Annotated in this window: 12 protein-coding genes; 6 read left to right on the top strand and 6 right to left on the bottom strand. The window is 57.3% G+C overall.

Annotated features, from left to right (window positions below; all coding sequences use genetic code 11):
• Window positions 1–2: 2 nt before the first annotated feature.
• Window positions 3–2,084 carry an alpha-L-fucosidase gene (locus tag PQU94_RS08390; protein WP_272741013.1) on the bottom strand — a complete coding sequence of 694 codons (2,082 nt, stop codon included), beginning with the start codon at window positions 2,082–2,084 and terminating at the stop codon, window positions 3–5.
• Window positions 2,085–2,480: 396 nt separating this feature from the next.
• On the opposite strand from PQU94_RS08390, the gene PQU94_RS08385 reads away from it, so the two are divergent.
• The 5 genes from PQU94_RS08385 (at window position 2,481) to PQU94_RS08365 (ending at window position 7,046) form a co-directional block, all read left to right on the top strand.
• On the top strand, window positions 2,481–3,224 hold the full coding sequence (locus PQU94_RS08385; protein ID WP_272741012.1) for a GntR family transcriptional regulator: 744 nt from the start codon (window positions 2,481–2,483) through the stop codon (window positions 3,222–3,224).
• A gap of 228 nt (window positions 3,225–3,452) precedes the next feature.
• Window positions 3,453–5,417, top strand: a complete 1,965-nt coding sequence (locus PQU94_RS08380) for a glycoside hydrolase family 84 protein (protein WP_272741011.1) — start codon at window positions 3,453–3,455, stop codon at window positions 5,415–5,417.
• A 371-nt stretch (window positions 5,418–5,788) separates the two neighbouring features.
• Entirely contained in the window at window positions 5,789–6,121 is a 333-nt protein-coding gene (locus tag PQU94_RS08375) for a hypothetical protein (protein WP_272741010.1), read from the top strand.
• A gap of 264 nt (window positions 6,122–6,385) precedes the next feature.
• Window positions 6,386–6,664, top strand: coding sequence for a hypothetical protein (locus PQU94_RS08370; RefSeq protein ID WP_272741009.1), 279 nt, complete (start codon window positions 6,386–6,388; stop codon window positions 6,662–6,664).
• A gap of 82 nt (window positions 6,665–6,746) precedes the next feature.
• Complete coding sequence (locus PQU94_RS08365; protein ID WP_272741008.1) at window positions 6,747–7,046, top strand: YciI-like protein; 300 nt, start codon at window positions 6,747–6,749, stop codon at window positions 7,044–7,046.
• Window positions 7,047–7,153: 107 nt separating this feature from the next.
• Here the strand turns inward: PQU94_RS08365 and PQU94_RS08360 are convergent, their stop codons facing one another.
• Window positions 7,154–8,365 (bottom strand): NAD(P)/FAD-dependent oxidoreductase, encoded by a 1,212-nt coding sequence (locus PQU94_RS08360; protein ID WP_272741007.1) that lies wholly within the window; start codon window positions 8,363–8,365, stop codon window positions 7,154–7,156.
• Window positions 8,366–8,704: 339 nt separating this feature from the next.
• A complete protein-coding gene (locus tag PQU94_RS08355) occupies window positions 8,705–11,359 on the bottom strand; it encodes a M1 family metallopeptidase (RefSeq protein ID WP_272741006.1) in 2,655 nt (884 codons plus the stop codon).
• A gap of 159 nt (window positions 11,360–11,518) precedes the next feature.
• Between PQU94_RS08355 and PQU94_RS08350 the strand changes: the two genes are divergently transcribed.
• Window positions 11,519–12,496 carry a 3'-5' exonuclease gene (locus PQU94_RS08350; RefSeq protein WP_272741005.1) on the top strand — a complete coding sequence of 326 codons (978 nt, stop codon included), beginning with the start codon at window positions 11,519–11,521 and terminating at the stop codon, window positions 12,494–12,496.
• A gap of 847 nt (window positions 12,497–13,343) precedes the next feature.
• On the opposite strand, the gene PQU94_RS08345 is transcribed toward PQU94_RS08350, so the two are convergent.
• The 3 genes from PQU94_RS08345 to PQU94_RS08335 form a co-directional block, all read right to left on the bottom strand.
• Complete coding sequence (locus PQU94_RS08345; RefSeq protein ID WP_272741004.1) at window positions 13,344–16,232, bottom strand: M16 family metallopeptidase; 2,889 nt, start codon at window positions 16,230–16,232, stop codon at window positions 13,344–13,346.
• A gap of 465 nt (window positions 16,233–16,697) precedes the next feature.
• Complete coding sequence (locus tag PQU94_RS08340; RefSeq protein ID WP_272741003.1) at window positions 16,698–17,720, bottom strand: hypothetical protein; 1,023 nt, start codon at window positions 17,718–17,720, stop codon at window positions 16,698–16,700.
• A 245-nt stretch (window positions 17,721–17,965) separates the two neighbouring features.
• On the bottom strand, window positions 17,966–18,136 hold the full coding sequence (locus tag PQU94_RS08335) for a hypothetical protein (RefSeq protein WP_272741002.1): 171 nt from the start codon (window positions 18,134–18,136) through the stop codon (window positions 17,966–17,968).
• Window positions 18,137–19,013 lie beyond the last annotated feature (877 nt).

Genomic DNA, 19,013 nt, shown 5'->3' with positions numbered 1-19,013 from the left:
CGCTACCGCGTAATAACGCCTACGCTGCTGAAGGCTACGGTCGGCTTGTCCTGCACGGCGCGGGGTAAGACCAGTTTCAGATAGCGCCCCTTGTGCGATGTATCGAAGCGGATGCGCTGTTCGCTGCGGCTGTTGGCGATATTGGAGAATTCACCCTCGGCCACCGGCGTAAAGGTCTGACCGTCGGCGCTGACCGAGGCGATGTAACCCGCCGGGGCACCCATCTGGGCCACCGTGTTCACGTCCAGATAGATGTCCTGTACGCCCGGCGTCAGGGTAAAGCCCTTCAGGTCATAGACCTTACCCAGATCAAGTACCAGTTCGGCAGGCTGGCCCTTGCGACCCACAAAACCTTTGCCTTCGAGAAGCGCGTCCGGCGTATCGCTGCTGGCCGACACAACGCGCCAGCCGACGGGGGCCACATCGAACTTTGCCGTGGAAACCGCGCTTAACACCTTGCGGGCCGGGCTGAAGGCCACAGCCTGCACGTGCCCGCCTTCTGGCAGAGGGAAGGGGGCAGTAAAGAGTGTCGAGGCCGTCGTTGGGGCGCTGCCATCCACTGTGTAGAACAACTGCACGTCCTTTTCTGCGGCGCTGAGCTTGACCTGTCCGGTACGGTCACGGCCGATCGAGGGTTCCTCTAGCACGGGCGGCATCAGGAACAGGCCGAAATCGCCGAGAACGGGCGAGGCAGCAGCCTTGAGGATGCGGATACGCACGGCACGTGTCGTCACGGGCGCCGACAGGCGCGTCAAGCGCTTGTAGCCGATATAGGTGTGGATTTGCAGGGTGCGCCAGCGGCCGCTTTCGAGGATGTCGATGGCGAAATCGTCGACGCGCACGCCCTTGCGTATATCCTCGGCGGTGCGGATGACGTCAAAGGTCTGGGCCTTGGGCAGGTCAAAACGGATCCATGCTCCCGCCTTGTCCGAGGTGCGCGCCGCCCAGAAACCATTGGCTTTCAGGGCCTGCGCCGGGCCGAAACCCTCGCCATAGGTCGATGAGGCCGTCACCTTGGCCCCGGTGGCCAGATTGCGGGCAAAGGTCTTGTCCAGAATGGCTTTCCAGCCACTGAGTGAGGCCACATCGGCATCGGGCACGCGGCCGCGACGGTCGGGGGCGAGGTTGAGCAGCAGCGTCGTGCCGCGCCCCACCGACTCGAAATAAACGCGTGTCAGATTGGCAGGGGTGCGCGGAGACTCATCGGCATGCCAGAACCAGCCGGGCCGGATTGAGGTATTGGTCTCCGCCGGGTTCCAGATCTTGCCGCCGCGCACACCAGCATTGCCTTTGGCCATGGTGTATGGGGTTTCATCGACCGTGGGCCAGCAGGGATCACCGGCCTGACCATGCTCATTGCCGACCCAGCGCACATCCATATGCTCATCGGCAAACATGACGGCGTGCGGCTGGTTCTTGCGGACAATGGCGCGGACGGTGTCCCAGCCGTAATAGGTGAGGGCGTCAATCTTGCGCCGTTCACGCGCGCCGCCGTAATAGCCGTCACCGCCATTGGCGCCGTCGAACCACACCTCAAACAGCGGGCCGTACTGCGTCGTCAGTTCTTCGAGCTGATTATGATAGTATTCGACATAGGCCGGGCGGCCATATTCGGCGTGGTTGCGGTCCCACGGCGACAGATAGACACCGAACTTCAGACCGTGCTTGCGACAGGCTTCGGCCATTTCGCCGACGATGTCGCCCTTGCCGTTCTTGTAGGGGCTGAACTTGACAGAATGCTCGGTGTAACGGCTGGGCCACAGACAAAAGCCGTCATGGTGCTTGGCCGTCAGAATTATGCCCTTAAGACCGCCCCCCTTCGCCGCCAGTACGATCTGATCGGCACTGAAATCGGTGGGGTTGAACAGGCCAACTGGCTCGTCGCCATAACCCCATTCGCGATCGGTGAAGGCGTTCATAGTGTAATGCATGAAGCCATAGGTTTCGAGCCGCTGCCAGTCATATTGACGCGCCGACGGAGTTGCCCCGAAGGGCACTGGGCCTTTGGCCGTGCGCGCCAGGGAGGGACCGCCAACCAGACCGGCGAAAACAGACAGGGACAGGGTACGGCGATCCATCATCATGGCCAATTTGCCTCTTTGGTTCATAATTGGTCCCACCCTAATTCAGCCGGATGCAATTGCAAGCCTTAAGTCCGTGTCCCAATTTCCTTAAGTCAGTGTCCGGATTTTTTCGCTTTCAATGCTGAAAATGTAAGGGTTTGACTTGCTTCTGCCTCTCGAAAAACGGTAAGCACTGAAAGTGTGAGGTGATCGCTGACCCACAGGAACAGTTGAAGGTTTTGGCGAGTAAAATGTATTTAATATGTATCGTCCAATCCTGGAGCGTCGGATATCACTACCTCCCGCCTCGCTTTTTGGGGTGTGGAGGCGTACGCGCAATGCTCGAAAATGCAAACTTCCAATTGACTGAAAGCCAGAAGCCCCACATGAAATGTCAGGGGAAATACTGGAAGTGACATGAATAAGTCAGCTCTGCGCTCTGCTTTTCTGAAGGATGACGGCGGCCACGCCTATATGCTCATCCGCAACGCTATTCGTGACGAGATCACTGAGGGCAAGCTGAAGCCGGGGGTGGCACTCGCCCCGGAGCGCGAACTGTGCGTACTCTACGGGGTTTCGCGCATCACCGTGCGTAAGGCCGTGGAGGGGCTGGTCGAAGAGGGGCTTCTGACCCGCACGCGCGGGTCCGGCACCTATGTGTCAACCCCGGCGATTACGCGGGTCGAAAAGAACTTTTCGATCCTCACTTCGTTTTCCGAAGATATCCGCTCACGCGGTTATAAGCCGTCCAGTATCTGGCTGAAAAAGACCACCAGCATGACGACTCCGGAAGAAGCGCTGGCGCTGGGCCTTTCGCCTGGCTCGCAGGTCCACCGCCTTCACCGCATCAGATGCGCCGACGGTGTGCGCGTGTGTCTGGAGTTTGTGGTCGTCCCGGCGCAGTTCCTCCCATCGGTCGATGTGGTGGAGGAGTCCCTATATGAAGCGATGGCGGTTGCCGGCAGCCGGCCGGCGCGAGCCCTGCAACGCCTGCGTGCCGCGCCCCTGAGCGAGGCGCATTCCGAGTTGTTGGGTGTACAAACGGGCGCCTGCGGCCTGTTTATCGAGCGCCGCGGCTTCCTCTCCAACGGCACCGCCGTGGAATTCAGCCAGTGCTATTACCACGGCGAGGCCTACGACGTGATCGCCGAACTGGGCTGACTTGGCCTCGGGGTCCCAAATGTCTCTTGTCTCCGGACGCATCCAGTAGCGGCTTTGAATCGCGGCGGCACACCGTCGTGCGGTCGTGCCCTTCGCGGGTAAGGCGGAATGATTGCATCTCGAGTCGCTAATCCCTCCTGGCAAAGGTGCAGGCTATGGACAGGCGACAAGTTCGTCTATATCCAATACCTATATAGAACCTCTGCATTACCTTTGAAGGACCTGCCAATGGGATTGAAGTCACCCCATCACTCGCACTGGATGCTCTGGGGCTGGTTTGTCTGTGTTCTCAGCGCGCTGATATGTGTGAGTGCTGTGGCTGCACAGGCGCAGCCGATAGCGACGGCGCCGGCCCTCTATCCCGCACCCCAGTCCCTCACCCTGACCGGGCCCGATCTGAAGCCAGGGAGGTCTTTGCTTCTAGTAAAGGGCGACAAGGTTGATGCCGAAACCGAAACGCTGGTGCGCATCGCCCTGACAACGGCAGGGGTCCAAATGGTCCGCGTGGTCAAACGCCTGCCGAAGCGCTTTACCGGCGACTATGCGGTGATCGGCACGGTCAACGACGCCGAGGTCAAGGCGGCGCTCAGCGTGACAGGTGGGGCGGTTCCCACACGTCCCGAATCCTATCTACTGACCACCCGTCAGCAAGCCTCCGGGGCTTTGATTGTGCTGGCGGGTGCAGATGGCGACGGCCTCTATTACGGCGCCCAGAGCCTGAAGCAGTTGATTGCGCAGGGTCGCCTCCCGGCGCTGACGATAAGTGATTATCCGTCCATGCCAGTGCGCGGCACTATCGAAGGCTTTTACGGCAAACCGTGGAGCATGGCGCAGCGCGCTGCCCATATCGCCTTTCTGTCGGGCCTTAAGGCCAACACCTATATCTACAGCCCCAAGGACGACATCTATGCGCGCGACAAGTGGCGCGAACCGTACCCGGTTGAGACGTTGAAAGACTTGGGCGGGCTCGTCGCACAGGCCAACCGACACCATGTCAACTTCGTCTATGCCGTCTCACCGGGGCCGTCCATCTGCTACAGCGATCCGGCCGATCTGGCGCACATCCGCGCCAAGTTTGCCGCCCTGCGTAGCGTAGGGGTGCGCAGCTTCTACGTGGCGCTCGATGATATTGAGTATAAAAAATGGAACTGTGCGGCCGACGAAGCGGCCTTTGGGCCGTCCGGCGACGTAGCGGCGGCGAAGGCCCAGGCCAGCCTCCTGAACGCCGTTCAGGCCGATCTGGCCGCCAGCGGGCACGGCGAACTCATTATGGTGCCAACCGAATATTACGACGCCAAGGTTTCACCCTATAAGACGGCGCTGGCTGCCGCGCTTGATCCGCGCGTGGTTATCCAGTGGACGGGCACGGACACCGTGCCGCCGTCAATTTCAGTGGCCGATGCGCGAAATGCTACCAAGGCCTTCGGACGCAAGACGCTTTTGTGGGACAATTACCCTGTTAATGATTTCGGTGAGTCTGCCGGACGTTTGCTGATGGCCCCCTATGCGCGGCGTGAGGCCGGTCTGTCGGCCGAACTGAGTGGCATTGTCTCCAACCCGATGAATCAAGAGGTGGCCAGCCGCCCGGCCGTAATGGGATTGGTAGCCTTTGCGTGGAATGATCAGGCCTATGAGGCTGAGCGCACCTGGCGGGCCGCGGCGCGTGACCTGGCCGGGAATGACGCGCAGGTAACGCAGGCACTACTGACCTTTTTCGATACCCAGCATCTGGCCCCGACCTTCGGCAATCAGCCGTGGCAGACGCAGGCTCCGCGCCTTAAAGCCGTTATCAACCGCGTGCGAGATGCGTTGGCGGGGACAGATATGGCAGAGCGTCGGGCGGCGCTGAGCGCCCTGTCGCAATGGGCAGATGATCTGAGTGCCGCGCCCGACCGCATCCGCGCCGGCGTGACCGACAAAGGCTTTGTCGAAGAGGCAGCTCCGTGGCTTACGGCAACCGCCCTGTGGGGCAAGGCTTTGCGTCTGACGGTCGATGGGCTTCAGGCAACCGATAACCGAACGGCCATGGATCGCTTCGCGGCGGCGCAAGCTTTGTCAGAAGAGGCCTCAAAACTGCGCTCTATTCCGGGCGCGACCCGTCCTGAGGGACCGATCAAAGTCGCCGACGGCGTGCTCGACGTGTTTATCAATGAGGCGCCCGGATTAGTCTATTGGCCACCCGAGGGCCAATGACAACGGCACTAAGGAGTGGCTGACTTTAGAGATCGGTCGCAATGGTCCAGCGGAGCTATCGTTTCTACCGGCTAAAAGCGGACGGGCAACCGGTGGCGCAGTGGACCCAGGGCAACGCCGGGGCTCTATCATTGCAGCGAAGGCCTCTTTAGCGGTGAACTGCCTTATCGCTTGTTTGCTGACAGCGACATGCAGTCAGACGGAACGGATGCTAGTCCCGAAGTGCGCAATAGCTTTGAGGGCTGACGCCCGCCTTTGGGCCTGGGTTCAGCGGGAGCTCATCAAAACCTGTTTTCGTACTCACTCGCCCGAAAAAGCCTGACTTTCTCTCTAACCGGCTGCATGATCATTTATCGCATCTGGAGGTCACAATGAAAGTAGCAGGGTTTGCAGGTGGGCTCAGCTTAGGCCTTCTTCTAGGTCTGGTGGTCCCGGTTTGGGCGCAAGGCGAGGCGTCACGCGTCGCGGCGCTCGAAGCGCGCCTATCAGCGCTCGAGAGACGTCTTCCTGATCCTTCGGAGCGAAACCTAGAGTTATCGGCGAGTGATCAGCTGCGTTTGACAGTTGGACAGTCTTCAATGACGATGAAAAAAGATGGCAGTATTGACCTTCGTGGCGTCGACATTCATGTGCTCGCCAAAACCGTTGAGGTCAAAGAAACCGGGTCAGTCGCCGTTCGCGGCAGCAAGATCGGCGGAAATTAGTCGCACGCATCACCCCTGTAGATGAGCCAAATTTGTTCTATTTGCTCTCTTCCCTTCATTTGGAGAAGAAATTCTTTGTCTCGCAGGAAAAATGGCGACAGGTTTTGTCTTCTCAAGGGCTTATAATGCTTGTGTTTTACAAAAGAGGAGTTTTATTGCTAAAATTTAATGTATCAGCATGCATCTGATCGGCAATATCAAAGCCTCTATATCACGTAAAGACACCGTCGCCTCGCACAATTTATGTAATGAAGGGTCGCCAAAATGCAAGATTTTGCTTTGATTTCGAATCCGGGCGAGCAGTTAGGGATCGCCCTACTCGTCATGATGATTGTGTTCATAGTCCACTCAATGAAACGCCAAAAAGCCAAGTCTGTCCTCATTCGCGACTTAAGAAATGGCGAGATTACGCCTGCAGACTATGAAATGAGCGTTTCCAAAATTGATAGCGGCCTATGGAGGCGAGCGTTAGTTTATGCAACAGTGGCGACTATCGTCACAATAATGACGCTCTTTGGAAATGGCATTATTTTCTTGTTTTAAATTTTTGTAGAAATTCAGCATTACCCATAAAGAAAATACCTAATTTTATGACTATAATAAAATTTTGCACTGGAAAAAGCGTGTGAAACATTTTTTGCTATTCTACAGATATCATTCAGATTACCCAACTAAACGTGAGGCATTCCGAGTTGAGCACCTGAAGTTAGCGAGGGCTGCATCCGCTGAAGGAAACCTTCTTCTAGGGGGAGCACTTGTTGATCCAGTAGACACGGGGGTCTTGCTGTTCTCAGCGCAGACAGCGGACGTGGTCCACCGGTTTGCGCTGGCAGATCCCTACGTGATCAATGGACTGGTTGAATCATGGCAGGTACGTGAATGGCACACGGTTGCGGGGCAAAATGCGGCATTCCCTATGGATTGAAGGGCCGTCTCGTTCGCGGCTTCCAGATTATTGGCCCCTGAAAGGTGATTTTAGCTTTTGTGCGGACATCGGAATGGCTTTTGAGCCGTTTCTGTTTGCGATCTCGGTTAACGCCTAATGGTATACCCGAAGAGGCTGTCATTGGGGCACGTGACACCCGTAAGACGCGCAGTTATCAGATCTGCCGCCATGGCCGCAAAGGTGATTCCGTTGCCTCCAAACGCAAATACCCCGTAGCAGTTTTGACGACCTGGGATTGGACCTATTGTCGGAAGTCCAGTGACGCTGTTCCCGAAGGCGCCGCACCACGATGTCTCGGCGGTTGCATCGGCCTGAGGGAACAATTGACTCAGCTTTTCCTCGAGAACTTTAGTCTTTGCGGAAAGTTTCGCCTCGCAATGATCTTTGCCATGCCAGATTTCATCTTCCCCGCCGCACATTATCCGCCCGTCGGAAGTTGTTCTGGCATAGAAATAAGGAGAGGACGCTTCTGCGATAAGAGACTCGTGTCGCCAAAGCCGCTCTGGCTGGGGCTTTGTGACCATAACATAGGTTCCAACCAGAGAACTGTTTTCAGGCAGAAGTTCAGGGTCAACGTGATATCCGGTTGCATAAACGACATACCGGCAGCTTACGTCAAAAGAACTTGTTTTCACGAGCACCCGATTGCCAGGTACCACCTCCACGACCTTCTCCGGGGCGACAATTTGCGCCCCTAATGATTGGGCGTGCGCTAAGAAGCCTAAGGTGAGAAGAATTGGATCAGCCGTAAAATTGCCCTGGCAATGGATCGCTGCAGTGTGCCTAAACTCAAATTCGCGCGACAGCGCCTCTGAGGACAGTAGCGAACAGTATAGACCCGCTGCGCGACGTAGCCTTACTTCATCATCCATCTCCGCCGCGGACAGGAGGTTGCCCGCAAGTAAAAGCGAGGGTCGATGGCGTAAGTCGCACTCAATTCCGAGATGATTTATCCTGCCGTAAAGACTGTCGAGCGCTAGGCGTGATCTCTGCCAAGCCTGAACGGCGCTGTCACAGCCTATCTGTGCCGTCAATTTCAATAAGGGCTGATCGAGATCGTATTGCAAAAGCGCAGTGCTCGCACGAATAGATCCCTGCAACGGCGGCCGTTGGTCAATGATGACCACCTCCAGCCCCGCTTCACTTAGTGCGGACGCGAGTAAAGCCCCCGTTATGCCCGCACCTACGATAACAACATCCGCGCTTATGCCTGATGTGAGAAAGGTCGTCGTAACTGCGCCTGCGCGCGCTGACCACGCCGGGGCACCCGACCAGAGCTTTTGTGGGGTTTCGAACATTGGAGCACTCCTCATGTAAGGAGTGCCCTAGTCAGCATCGCCCGAGCGATGCCTAAATTGACCGCGCTTTATAATGAATTTGAAAGCCCGGTTTAAACGCTCATTATGGCAAAATGGGCCAACGGGGCCAACGCGTCCAGAGCGCTGCTCCCAAATTCCTAGACATCAAAAACGAAAACGCCAGAGAGCCCGCTTTGGGTCACGGTGGGGGTGGTTGGCAAGTGGCTGACCAGCAGCGCTCAAGTTGCGGACGCGTGCCCGGTCTAATAGAACCAGGCACGCGCATCGCTTCAACGCAGGTCTCCGCACACGATCCAGCATAAGCGGAGACTGGACGGGTCACTTGGCGTCGATAAACGCCTGATTGACCTCAGCCGATTTGGCCGCTTTCAACGCGCTACAGGTTTTCATCGTCTCCAGCGTGCGGTTGAAGGACAACTCTCCCCGACCGGCGGCGATCACCTTCGGCCGCATCAGGGCGTCGATCTCGTCTGCCTTGGCGGCGTCGCAATAGACACCGGGCAGCGAGGCAATGCGGCCAGCGCTGAAAATGCCCGCGCCAGCAGAGAAGGACGCATAGTTGGCTTTCAGCCAGGTAAAGGCCGTGTCGCGCGTCTCGCGGCTATAGAACAGTCCCCCCAGGAGGCTGATCTTTTCGGAATTACGCAGCCGCTTGTCATTCATGGCGGTATTTAGAACCCAATCCGCCGTATCAAGCTTGGCGCCGGCCGTGACCGCGCCCAGCGCCCGGCCACGGAAACCTTCCTGCGTCGAAGTGACGGCGCGTTCAAACATCGCTTTTGCGGCGGGCAGGCCACCTTCCTGAACGTAGATGCTGAGGCCGCTGCCTAGATAGGTCTGGTCTAGCGCATTGGTGTTGCCATTTAGATAGGCCGTCGCAGCGTCGAGCAGGGTTTTGCGGACAGACGTGTCTTTGGCACTTCCGGCGAGCAGGCTAACAAGGCCACGGCGACGCGACTGAAGCTCTGCGGCTTCGGCCTTGTAGGCCCCATTGGCCGGGTTAAAGCCCATGGCGCCCAGACGTGGGCCATAGATGCCTCCGATGACCCCACGGTATTTGGCTTCGGTTTCGCTGGCCACCATTCCGTCGCCCCACAGGCCTGTCAGGCGTTCGCCCGCGCCGATGGCGACGCTGGAGTCCGGATTGTCGGCCAGAGCCTTGGCCGCGGTGATCAGCTCTGCGGCAGGCAGTTTACCGGCCTCAAACTGCGCCCAAAGGCTGTCGATGGCGGCAATACCTTCGGCGGCGGGCAGGGTCGCTCCGGTGGCCAGCAGCGCGTCCCAGTCGCTGGGGGTCAGCGAGAAGCGATAATAGCCCGTGCCGCCCGCGTTGGGGATGATGGCGCCAGGTTTCGCCGCACCCAGATCCACAGTCGTCTTGTCCATAAGCGTGCAGTTGCGCTCTGACCCTTCGCGCAGACAGACCGGGATGATCCAAGACTGGGGCGTCAGGGTGCTGCCGTAGTAGCTGTAGCGCGACTGGGTGCCAATAAGGCGACCATCTTTGCGAACAATATCGACAACCGGTACGCCTTGTTGGTTGATAAAGCTCTTCATCGACTCCAACACGCGTGGGTCCTTAGCCGCATCGGCCAGAGCACCGAAGAATTCTTCGGTCGTGGCGTTGCCGTAGGGGTGACGTGACATGTGAAGACGCACGCCTTCGCGGAAGTTGTTGTCGCCCAGATAGGCAGCAATCATGGCAATGACCTGACCGCCCTTACCGTAGGTAATACCGTCAAAAGCGGAGTCGATATCGCCGTTTTTGGTGATCTTCTCATGAATGGGGCGCCCCACCTTCATGGCATCAGTGGGCATGGCGCTGAATCCTTCGGCCAGACCGCCCACGCCAATATTGAGTTCAGGGCGCCATTCGTTTCCGATACGGAAGCCCATCCAGTTGGCGAAACTTTCATTCAGCCAGATATCGTCCCACCACGCCGGGGTCACGTAGTCGCCAAACCACTGGTGCGACAGCTCATGGGCGACCACCATCCCGAAGGTTTTTCTCTGGCTGGTCGGCGCACCATCATCCAGCAACAGGATCGTGTCGCCATAGATGTCCGCCCCGGCGTTTTCCATTGCGCCCGGCATGATGGGAGAGCCGATCTGGTCCAGCTTGGGGTAGGGGAAGGGCTGGTTAAAATAAGATTCCAAATGAGCGACGATCGACGGCGTTTCCGTCAGAGCGTAGTTGAGCTTGTCCTTGTTAGGCTTGGTCGCGATGATGCGTATCGGCAAAGGCCACGAACGCTGTGGCGTCGGCGGTGCGACGCCTTCGGCTACCGCGAAGGGTCCGACGACCATGGCTACCAGATAGGAGGGCAGGGGTTTGGTCGGGATGAAGTTGTGGGTGACGAGATTGCCCGATTTGACGCTATCTTTTTCGGGCGCATTGCTCGCTACTACAAGGCCCGGTTCCGTGGTGATGCTGACGGAGTAGGGGGTCTTAAAGCCCGGTTCATCGAAGGACGGAAAGGCAGCGCGCGCATCAATGGACTCAAACTGCGTCCAGGCGTACCAATCGTCGCCGACCTTGACGCGATAGAGCCCGGCAGGGCCATCTCCGAAAGGCGCATCGTAGTCGAATTTCAGCGTTACCTTGCCCGCCTGCAGCGGCGCCTTGAAGTCGACGCGGGCAACACCCAACGGATCGACCTGGGTCCAGACAGCCTCGATCGCTTTGCCGTTTTGAACAGCAACAGCTTTGGTCACGGTAAGGTCGCGGCCATGCATGAATAGCGACGCAACCCCCGTCTTAAGGTCCACATCGATCTCGGTATGACCTGAGAAACGCTCCTTCGAAGGAATAATGGTCAGGCTGAGCCGATAAGCTGAGGGCTTAGCCGTATCGGGTAGGCGACCTTCGGGGTAGTCGGCGGCGACAGCCGCACTTGGGGTCGCTACAGAAAGGGCGAGAGGGGCCGTTACGAGGCAGGTCGTGACCGCCAGGGCGCGCAGAAAAGGACGCATTCAGAAAATCCGTTTTGGGACCGTATACTTTGATACGAACGCATTTGACTAACAGCCGGGTGCAGATGTGCGAAATTAAGTTTTTGTAACCTCAGAGCTCGCCGGTTTGGACGCATCATTTTTTGGGCAAATGAAGCGAGAATCCGATAAACTACACCGATGGCTTCTCAACTCGACATGTTTGGCGTCCCCTCCAATGCGCCCGTAACCAAACCAGTCCGCAAGCCCAAAGCGACTTCAAAACGTCTGGGTTTGAAGGATGTCTCTGAAGATGACATAGCTCGACATTTGGAAATGACGGGACGATACCGAATATTACGACAGATTCGGCCTCGTGACGTTTGCGAGTCGCCTCGACCCGGATTCCCTCTCATTGGCGCAATCGTCGACACTGAGACCACGGGTCTGAACAAAGGCGAGGACGAAGTCATAGAGATCGGGGTTATTGCCTTTCGGTTTAATCCCGAAGGTCAGGTCGGCGACGTAATCGACGTCTACAGCTCTCTGCATCAACCATCTCGACCTATTCCGTCAGAGATTACAGCTTTAACCGGAATTACCGATGAGATGGTAAGAGGACGCTCGATCAATCTCGATGCCTTGGAACGGATTGTTCTTCCAGCCGACCTGATCATCGCGCACAATGCAGGCTTTGACAGACCATTTTGTGAGCGCTTGTCCCATGTCTTCGCGTCAAAACCGTGGGCGTGCTCCAACGAGGAAGTGGATTGGAAAGGTCGTGGTTTCGAAGGGACGAAACTTGGCTATCTCATCAATCAAGCTGGCTTTTTTCATAACGGACACCGGGCAGTCGACGACTGTTTCGCCTTACTGGAAGTTTTGTTGCAACCGGGCCTTCATGAACTGACGCCTTTTGCCGAACTTTATCGGGCGAGCCAACGCGAGCGAGTCCGGATTTGGGCAGAATATAGCCCCTTCGATAAAAAGGACGTCTTAAAAGCCAGAGGCTACCGTTGGTCTGGTGGGGAAGGGGCGACGCCCAAGGCCTGGTGGACGGAGGTTGATGCAGAGCTCTTTGATTCTGAGATCAAATATCTCGAAGCGGAGATTTATAACCGCAGTGATGTTGACCTCACGTCGCGGCGATTGACCGCTGTCGACCGTTTCAAAGGATAAGTAGTCCTTGTTACTGGGCCATGTAATAAATCACCAACGTCGCAGTTTGACCGCAAGGGGTTCGTGGCCCGCTCTAAACAAAGTTCATTTTTCGCGCCGGGGATGTGCCGAGTCGCTTACCGAAGCAAAAAACCGTATCTCAACAATTGGCCTGTGGCGGAGATACTGACGCGGCGGATTGCAAATCCGAAGACCCCTAATCAGATAGGGCAGGCCATCCAACCATCACTATCTCTGGGCCGTTTCGGGTTGCACTGAAATCGGCCGGTCAGCGAGTTAGCCAAAAAGCACATGATCCGTCTTCGCAAAAAGGGGGATTGTTATACGCCGCTATCTCTGCGAAGCCGTGAATGCCACTTAAACCGGCTCGGATTTGCTGGAGGCCGGTTTACAAAAGTTTTGCTGCCATCTCTTGGGTATCGAAAGTGGGGGAGGACATTTGTCAGGCCTCAGCGGGCGGTTTGTTGCCTGCAGGCTAAAACAGTCTTCGGTTATTGAACCAGTCGGTTACTCAAAGGCTATAAACTCCACGGCTTCGAAGTTACGTGCGGCCAGTCTCCTGAGCCACCGACAAGATCGTTGTCCATCTCGATGGAAAATCGGCTCGCAAACCAGAACCATCCGCGCAGACGGCTCACCTACCTCGGGGAAAATTTATTCGCCGTCTTGTTTTTCTAGCCATTTCTACTGACGAGTTAGGGCTTTAGGCAAATCCCGGGAGGTTCACCCGGCTATCCGCGAACGGCTTAACGCGCAATTCAATGGGCCGTGTTACGCCACCCGCCAAACGGTCACGGAAAGCGGAATGGGTCCCAAAAAGCCATTCCGCTCTCATGGTCCTCAAGGCTTATTTGGGGGCATCAACGACTTCGATGGGCAGCCCAAGGCCCGTCAATTGAGGCAGGACCTTCTCCTTATCGCCCACCACGACCCAGACCAACTTATCCGGCTGGATAAGGTTACGCGCCGAACTGTCCAGCGCCTTGGCGTCGAGCCCTCCCAACTTGCCTGCGACGGTTTCGATATAGTCGAAGGGGCGCTTATAGAGCGCATCGCTACGTATCTGGCCCAGTACGGCCTCAGAGGTTTCAAAACTTCCCGCCAGCTCACGCACGCTGCCGTTTATGGTCAGTTTGAGCTCTTCTGGCGTTACACCCTTCGCGCCCAGAAATTCCGCCATCTGAGTACGTAAGGCAGTGATAGAGTCGCCCGTACGGTCAGCCTGAACCGGGGCGATGACCATGAATGGTACCTGGTTTTCATAGCGGTTGATGGCCGAGCGCACACCATAGGACCACCCCTTAGTTTCACGCAGGTCCATGTTAATACGCGACAGGAAGCTGCCCCCCAATACTTCATTGGCCTGCGTAAGGGTCAGGAGGTCGTCCATACCGCTTGCCTTGAGCACCTCACCGGCATAGATCACCGACTGCGGCGATTGCGGGCGATTGACGAGAATGATCCGCGGCGTGGCTAAGGGGATGGCCGAAGTAAAACTTTTCTGACCGGCAGCAGTGGCGGGGGCCTTCCACTGGCCGAACCGGGTTTCAAGCTTTGCCTTTATGTCGGCGAGCGTCGTATCCCCAACAACGAAGATTTCCAGCTTGTCCGGACGAATCCACGCGTCGTGAAAGGCCGAAAGATCCGCAGGTGAAAGGGTGGATACGACGTCCGCCGTACCATTGCCCGATGAAGGACGACCATAAGGGTGGTCGACACCAAAAATCGCCGAAGAGAGGGTGCGCGACGCAATGGCCTGAGGCTGGGTCAGCTCCTGCGCAATGGCCGCCAGGCGCTGGTTGCGTACCCGGGTAACAGCCTTCTCGTCAAAAGAAGGGTTCTTGACGATATCGGCAAGAAGATCGAGCGACGGGTCGAGATTGGCGCTCAAGGCCGACAGGCCGACGACCGTGCGGTCCATGCTGCCGCTCAGTGTGATCGAGGCCCCCAGACGTTCCTGCGCCTCCGCAATCTCCACGTCCGAAAGGGTCTTGGTGCCTTCGTCCATGGCCGCCAGCATCAACGAGTGCACTCCCAGACGACCCTTGCCGTCCGAAGCGTGACCGGCGTTGAAAGACAAAGACAAACGTACGACCGGCACGGCGGTGCGACGGGCAAAGTGGACCTTCACGCCGTTCGAGAGGGTTATGGTTTCCACCGCTGGGAAGTCGATGTTCGTGATATCGCCAACTGGTGGCAACTGGCTGCGGTCAACGGCAGTAAGCGGCGCACCCGCCGCGATTGCATCGGCTTCGGCGGCATCGAGATAAAGTGCCGGACCGGAGGTGATCCCAGCGCGCTGGCCGCCCGCGCTACCGGCTTCCTTATAAGCATCGCGAGGTCCTGGTACGACAGATATGGCAAAGACCGGACGCGTCAGCCACTTACCCATTGCTCTGGTGACCTGAGCGGGAGATGTGGTCGCAAAGGCGTCTAGCTCTTTTTTATAAGCCTCAGGATCATTGAGATAAAGCGCCCCTTCGGCGAGTTGCGTCGCCTTACCGCTGAAACCACCCACCGATTCCAATCCGTTAATGGTGCTGGCGATATGTCGAGTGGCCACACGTGCAACTTCGTCGGCCGTTGGCCCCTTAGCGATATAATCAGCAACGATTGCGTCAAGGCGCTTGGATACTACCTCCGCATCAACGCCCGGCTTCACATCGACGCTGATTTCGAAGAAGGAAAGTTGCGCAAAAGTCTGAAGCTCGGCGCTGACGCGCACAGCCAGTTGTTCGTCGCGGACCAGAATATTGTCGAGGCGCGAGCTGGACAGACCGCCCAGAACACCCGCTGCCATATCAAGCGGGATACGGTCGGCGCTGTCGAGGCCCGGAACCGCCCAGTAACGGTAAAGTCGCGTCTGGGCGACGCGATCCTTCATTACCATGTCCTTGCGGGCGCTGAGGGTAGGGATGTCAACCTTGACCGGAGCAACTGCGGCGCCTTTGGGAATATCGCCAAACCATTTTTCGACCTTGGCTTTGGCGGTGGCCTCGTCGATATCGCCGGCCAGAACCAGCACAGCATTGTTCGGGCCATAGCTGGCGCGGAACCAATTCTTCACATCTTCAAGACTGGCGCTGTCCAGATCAGCCATCGAACCGATCGTAGAGTGATGATAGGGATGACCTTCGGGAAGCAACCCTTCCAGTTGAGCATATTCGACCAAACCATAGGGCTGGTTATCGCCCTGCCTCTTTTCGTTCTGAACAACGCCACGCTGGTTATCGAGTTTCTCCTGGGTGACCGCACCCAAAAGATGACCCATGCGGTCGCTTTCCAGAAAGAGAGCCACATCAAGCGCGGGCGTTGGAACGGTTTCAAAGTAGTTGGTGCGGTCGAACCAAGTGGTGCCGTTGAAATCCGTCGCGCCGACCTGCTGGAGGGGTTCGAAAAAATCACCTGAAGCGTTTTCAGAGCCGTTGAACATCAGGTGTTCAAACAAGTGCGCGAAGCCGGTCTTTCCTTTCGGTTCATGTTTTGAACCGACGTTATACCATACAGATACAGCAACGACGGGGGCCTTGCGATCTGTATGTACGATCACACGCAGTCCGTTTTTCAGCGTGAAAGCCGAGTAGGGAATGTTCACCGCCTTGACCAGTTCGCTCACCGGCGCGGCCTTTATTTCCACAGGCGCAGCCATGACTTGAACATGCCCAAGCGCGGTGGTCATCGCGAGGATCGATGCAAAAGCCGTGAGACCAAGGGAACGAAGGGAAGGACGTATCATGCAGGCATCTCTAAGATAGTGGTGACGACGCAAAAACTATTAACGGCTTTTCGCCAGTCCGATCCCGAATGGGACGGTTGGGGCGAGCATGCCACGCAAAGTCATTATTGCAACGACTTTCCAACCCATGACCCACCAACCTCCCCACTCAAAGCTAGCGCCGGATTTTTTGCCGCTGGAGGCTCCGGCTAAACGGGTATCCACCGATCGTCTGCGCCCTCATGGCCCCGCTATAGGAAACAGGCTCACAACACCGTCAGTTATGCGCGCAATCCTTTACTTTCGTGCATGCTGACTTCGGTTTCATCCTTGTTTCAGTCGGCCCCCTATGAAGCACAACAAATTCTGCATGGGAGACCCATTTCTTCACCTTTGCAAAGCCCGCCCAAACAGCCTTCCTCGCACCTATGTAAGGGACCCGCGTCGGGATGATCGACATCCCGACGGCGAGCCACTCCCTTAGACCTACTCGTTCTTTTTGCCGCCCGGGGTCCCGACATTGCCCTGAGCGCCACCGCCGGCTTGGCCAGGTTCGGTCGGGTTGCCGTTTGAGCGGTCGGGATTAATGACATTGGTGTTGTCGATGATCGGCACCTTGCCATCTACCTTAACCGGCGTGCGAACATTCTCAGGACCGCCAGGATTGACTACGCCACCACCAGGGAGGGTCGGGATCGGAGCTGTTCGGTCCACGCCCGCCGTTGCACCCGTACCATCATCCGGCGCTGGGTTTGTGACATGGCTGCCGTTACGGGGATTTTTCACATCATTGGCAGTCAAGTCAGTCGGCAGCGCTCGGCGCGGGTTGCCCTCTGGGTTCGGCCGGCTGGCCCCGCCACCGGTGAATCTATAACCACACATGACGTCGCCATCGTCGCCACAAGGCGGCTTAGGGCCATACTTTTTGTCCCATTCGGCCTGCATGTCGGCATCGGACTTCGTCAACCAGTCCCAGATGCCGGGATTATCGACATCGGAAATCATCGAGTTGTCGCGCCCGGGGGTGCGCGTCCGTTCGGTGACCGAGGTCAAGGCAGGTGCAGTTACGTTGCGAGACCCGGTCAACGTGTTCTGGGCATTGGTCACCGTGGTCTGGGCGTCGGCGCGTTGCGTCGGGCCGGCAACTCCGGGAGTTACGGTCGTCGAGACACCGGTACGTCTTCCGCTGACAGCGGCCTGCGCTGCGGTGATGGCGTCCAAAACCCCGGCCCCGCTTGTTCCGAGAAGGGGTGTACCGAGATCCACGCCGACTCGTTGCATTTCGTTAACATGGTCGTCGACGAAGCGGTCGCTGGTTGCAAGACGCACGCCCATCGACTGGGCTTCCTGAAGAGTGACCATTTTCTTGGCATAGGCAACCTGCGCCATGTTAGCCAATTGTTGGCGCGCCAAGTTGCGGTTGTATCCCGGCGGTAGGGCATAGGCGGCGCCAGCGGCCAGGATGAGCGTAATGAGGCCGCATGCCGACAGTAGATGGGTTTTACGCATGGGATTATCCTTTGTGTGGAGGAAAAAGACGTCGGGAGAAGCTAAAGGCAACACAAGGTCTTTGAGGATTTCGCTCTGATCGTGTGGCACGCCCGGCCAGGACAGTCGGGCTTAATCCTTGCGGGGACGGGTTAAACCGGCGCCCGTTTGCAGCCGGCCGAGAGGGCTCGGCAGGTTGCTGTTGGGAGAGATGACCGTGCCCGACAAACCGATCAGGTGTATGTCGCAGGAGTCGTCCGGCCGCATCAGGACGGCACGGGCGGAATAACTCTGCGCATCGCCGTAGCGGCCCCTGTGATGAGCCGCCGTGCCCACCAGTGCCACAGGCTTAAGCCCGACGTCACAGCCAACACGTAACGGGCTGCCGCGGCGACCAGACCGGCGCTTGGAACAGCTCTGCGGGCGAAGAGAGACATGCGAAATTCCATCGAACGGAGGTCCATAATGGACCGGGCCAATCATGCCCGAATTTCGCGGATTGAACGTGTTGCAAGCTGTTGCATCCCGCTGCAATTCGCGGCGGTCAGGTGTTGCAACCCGGTGCTTTGTAGGGTCGCGACCTGTTACAGTGAGAAGAGTGGTCTTTCTATCTGCGTGTCCGGAGCTGATTTGGCATGCGCCCTAGCCAAGTTTGGACAAGGTATTTTTTTACTGCGCGAAAAGAATTCGGTAATTTTTATGAGGCCGCATAGGTAGTGGGTCGGATAAATTCGATTTTTGGGCGATTCCGTGGAAGAGACGACCAAGTTAAATCGGGGAGGGAGAACGCGTGGGGCTTCTAGTCTATATGATTTTTACAGGCGTTGCGGTCGCCGGCATTGTGGTGTGGATGGAATTTAGAAGTCAGACCCCTATGTCGCAACTCATCATGCGCCTTATTTTAGTCATCTCTACAGCCGTCATTTTCTGGTGTCTCTGCTTTATGGCCATTCAATCCTGGTCGGGCACCGGAGATTGGCCAAACCTTCTGGTTCTCGCTGGAACCCTAATCTTATTCATATACCCCTCTGTGGCTCCAGCGGTAGGGGGGCCAGTGTTGGATACCTTCTGGCGGTTATCGGGAGGCTCATATTTTCTAGGCACTGGCGGCAATAAGAGCGTCCGCGCTTTCGGCGAGTAGGTCGCAAGGTGTTAGCACCCTCTGTGCCGTGCGCCGCGGCTTCAGAAAGCTTGGAAGATAACTGTTTTGCGAAGTTTGAGGGGCGCGCAGTTCGATGGTACTGGCGCGCGGTTCCTAATCACGATCGCGATAGCCGTGGCGCGGAACCACGCGTTTGCCGGTCTTCTTGCTAA

Origin of the sequence: Asticcacaulis currens (genome assembly GCF_028550395.1) — a bacterium.
GTDB classification, from domain to species: Bacteria; Pseudomonadota; Alphaproteobacteria; order Caulobacterales; family Caulobacteraceae; genus Asticcacaulis; species Asticcacaulis currens.
Note: the sequence above shows the minus strand (reverse complement) of the source record. Positions and strands in the feature narration are given on the sequence as shown.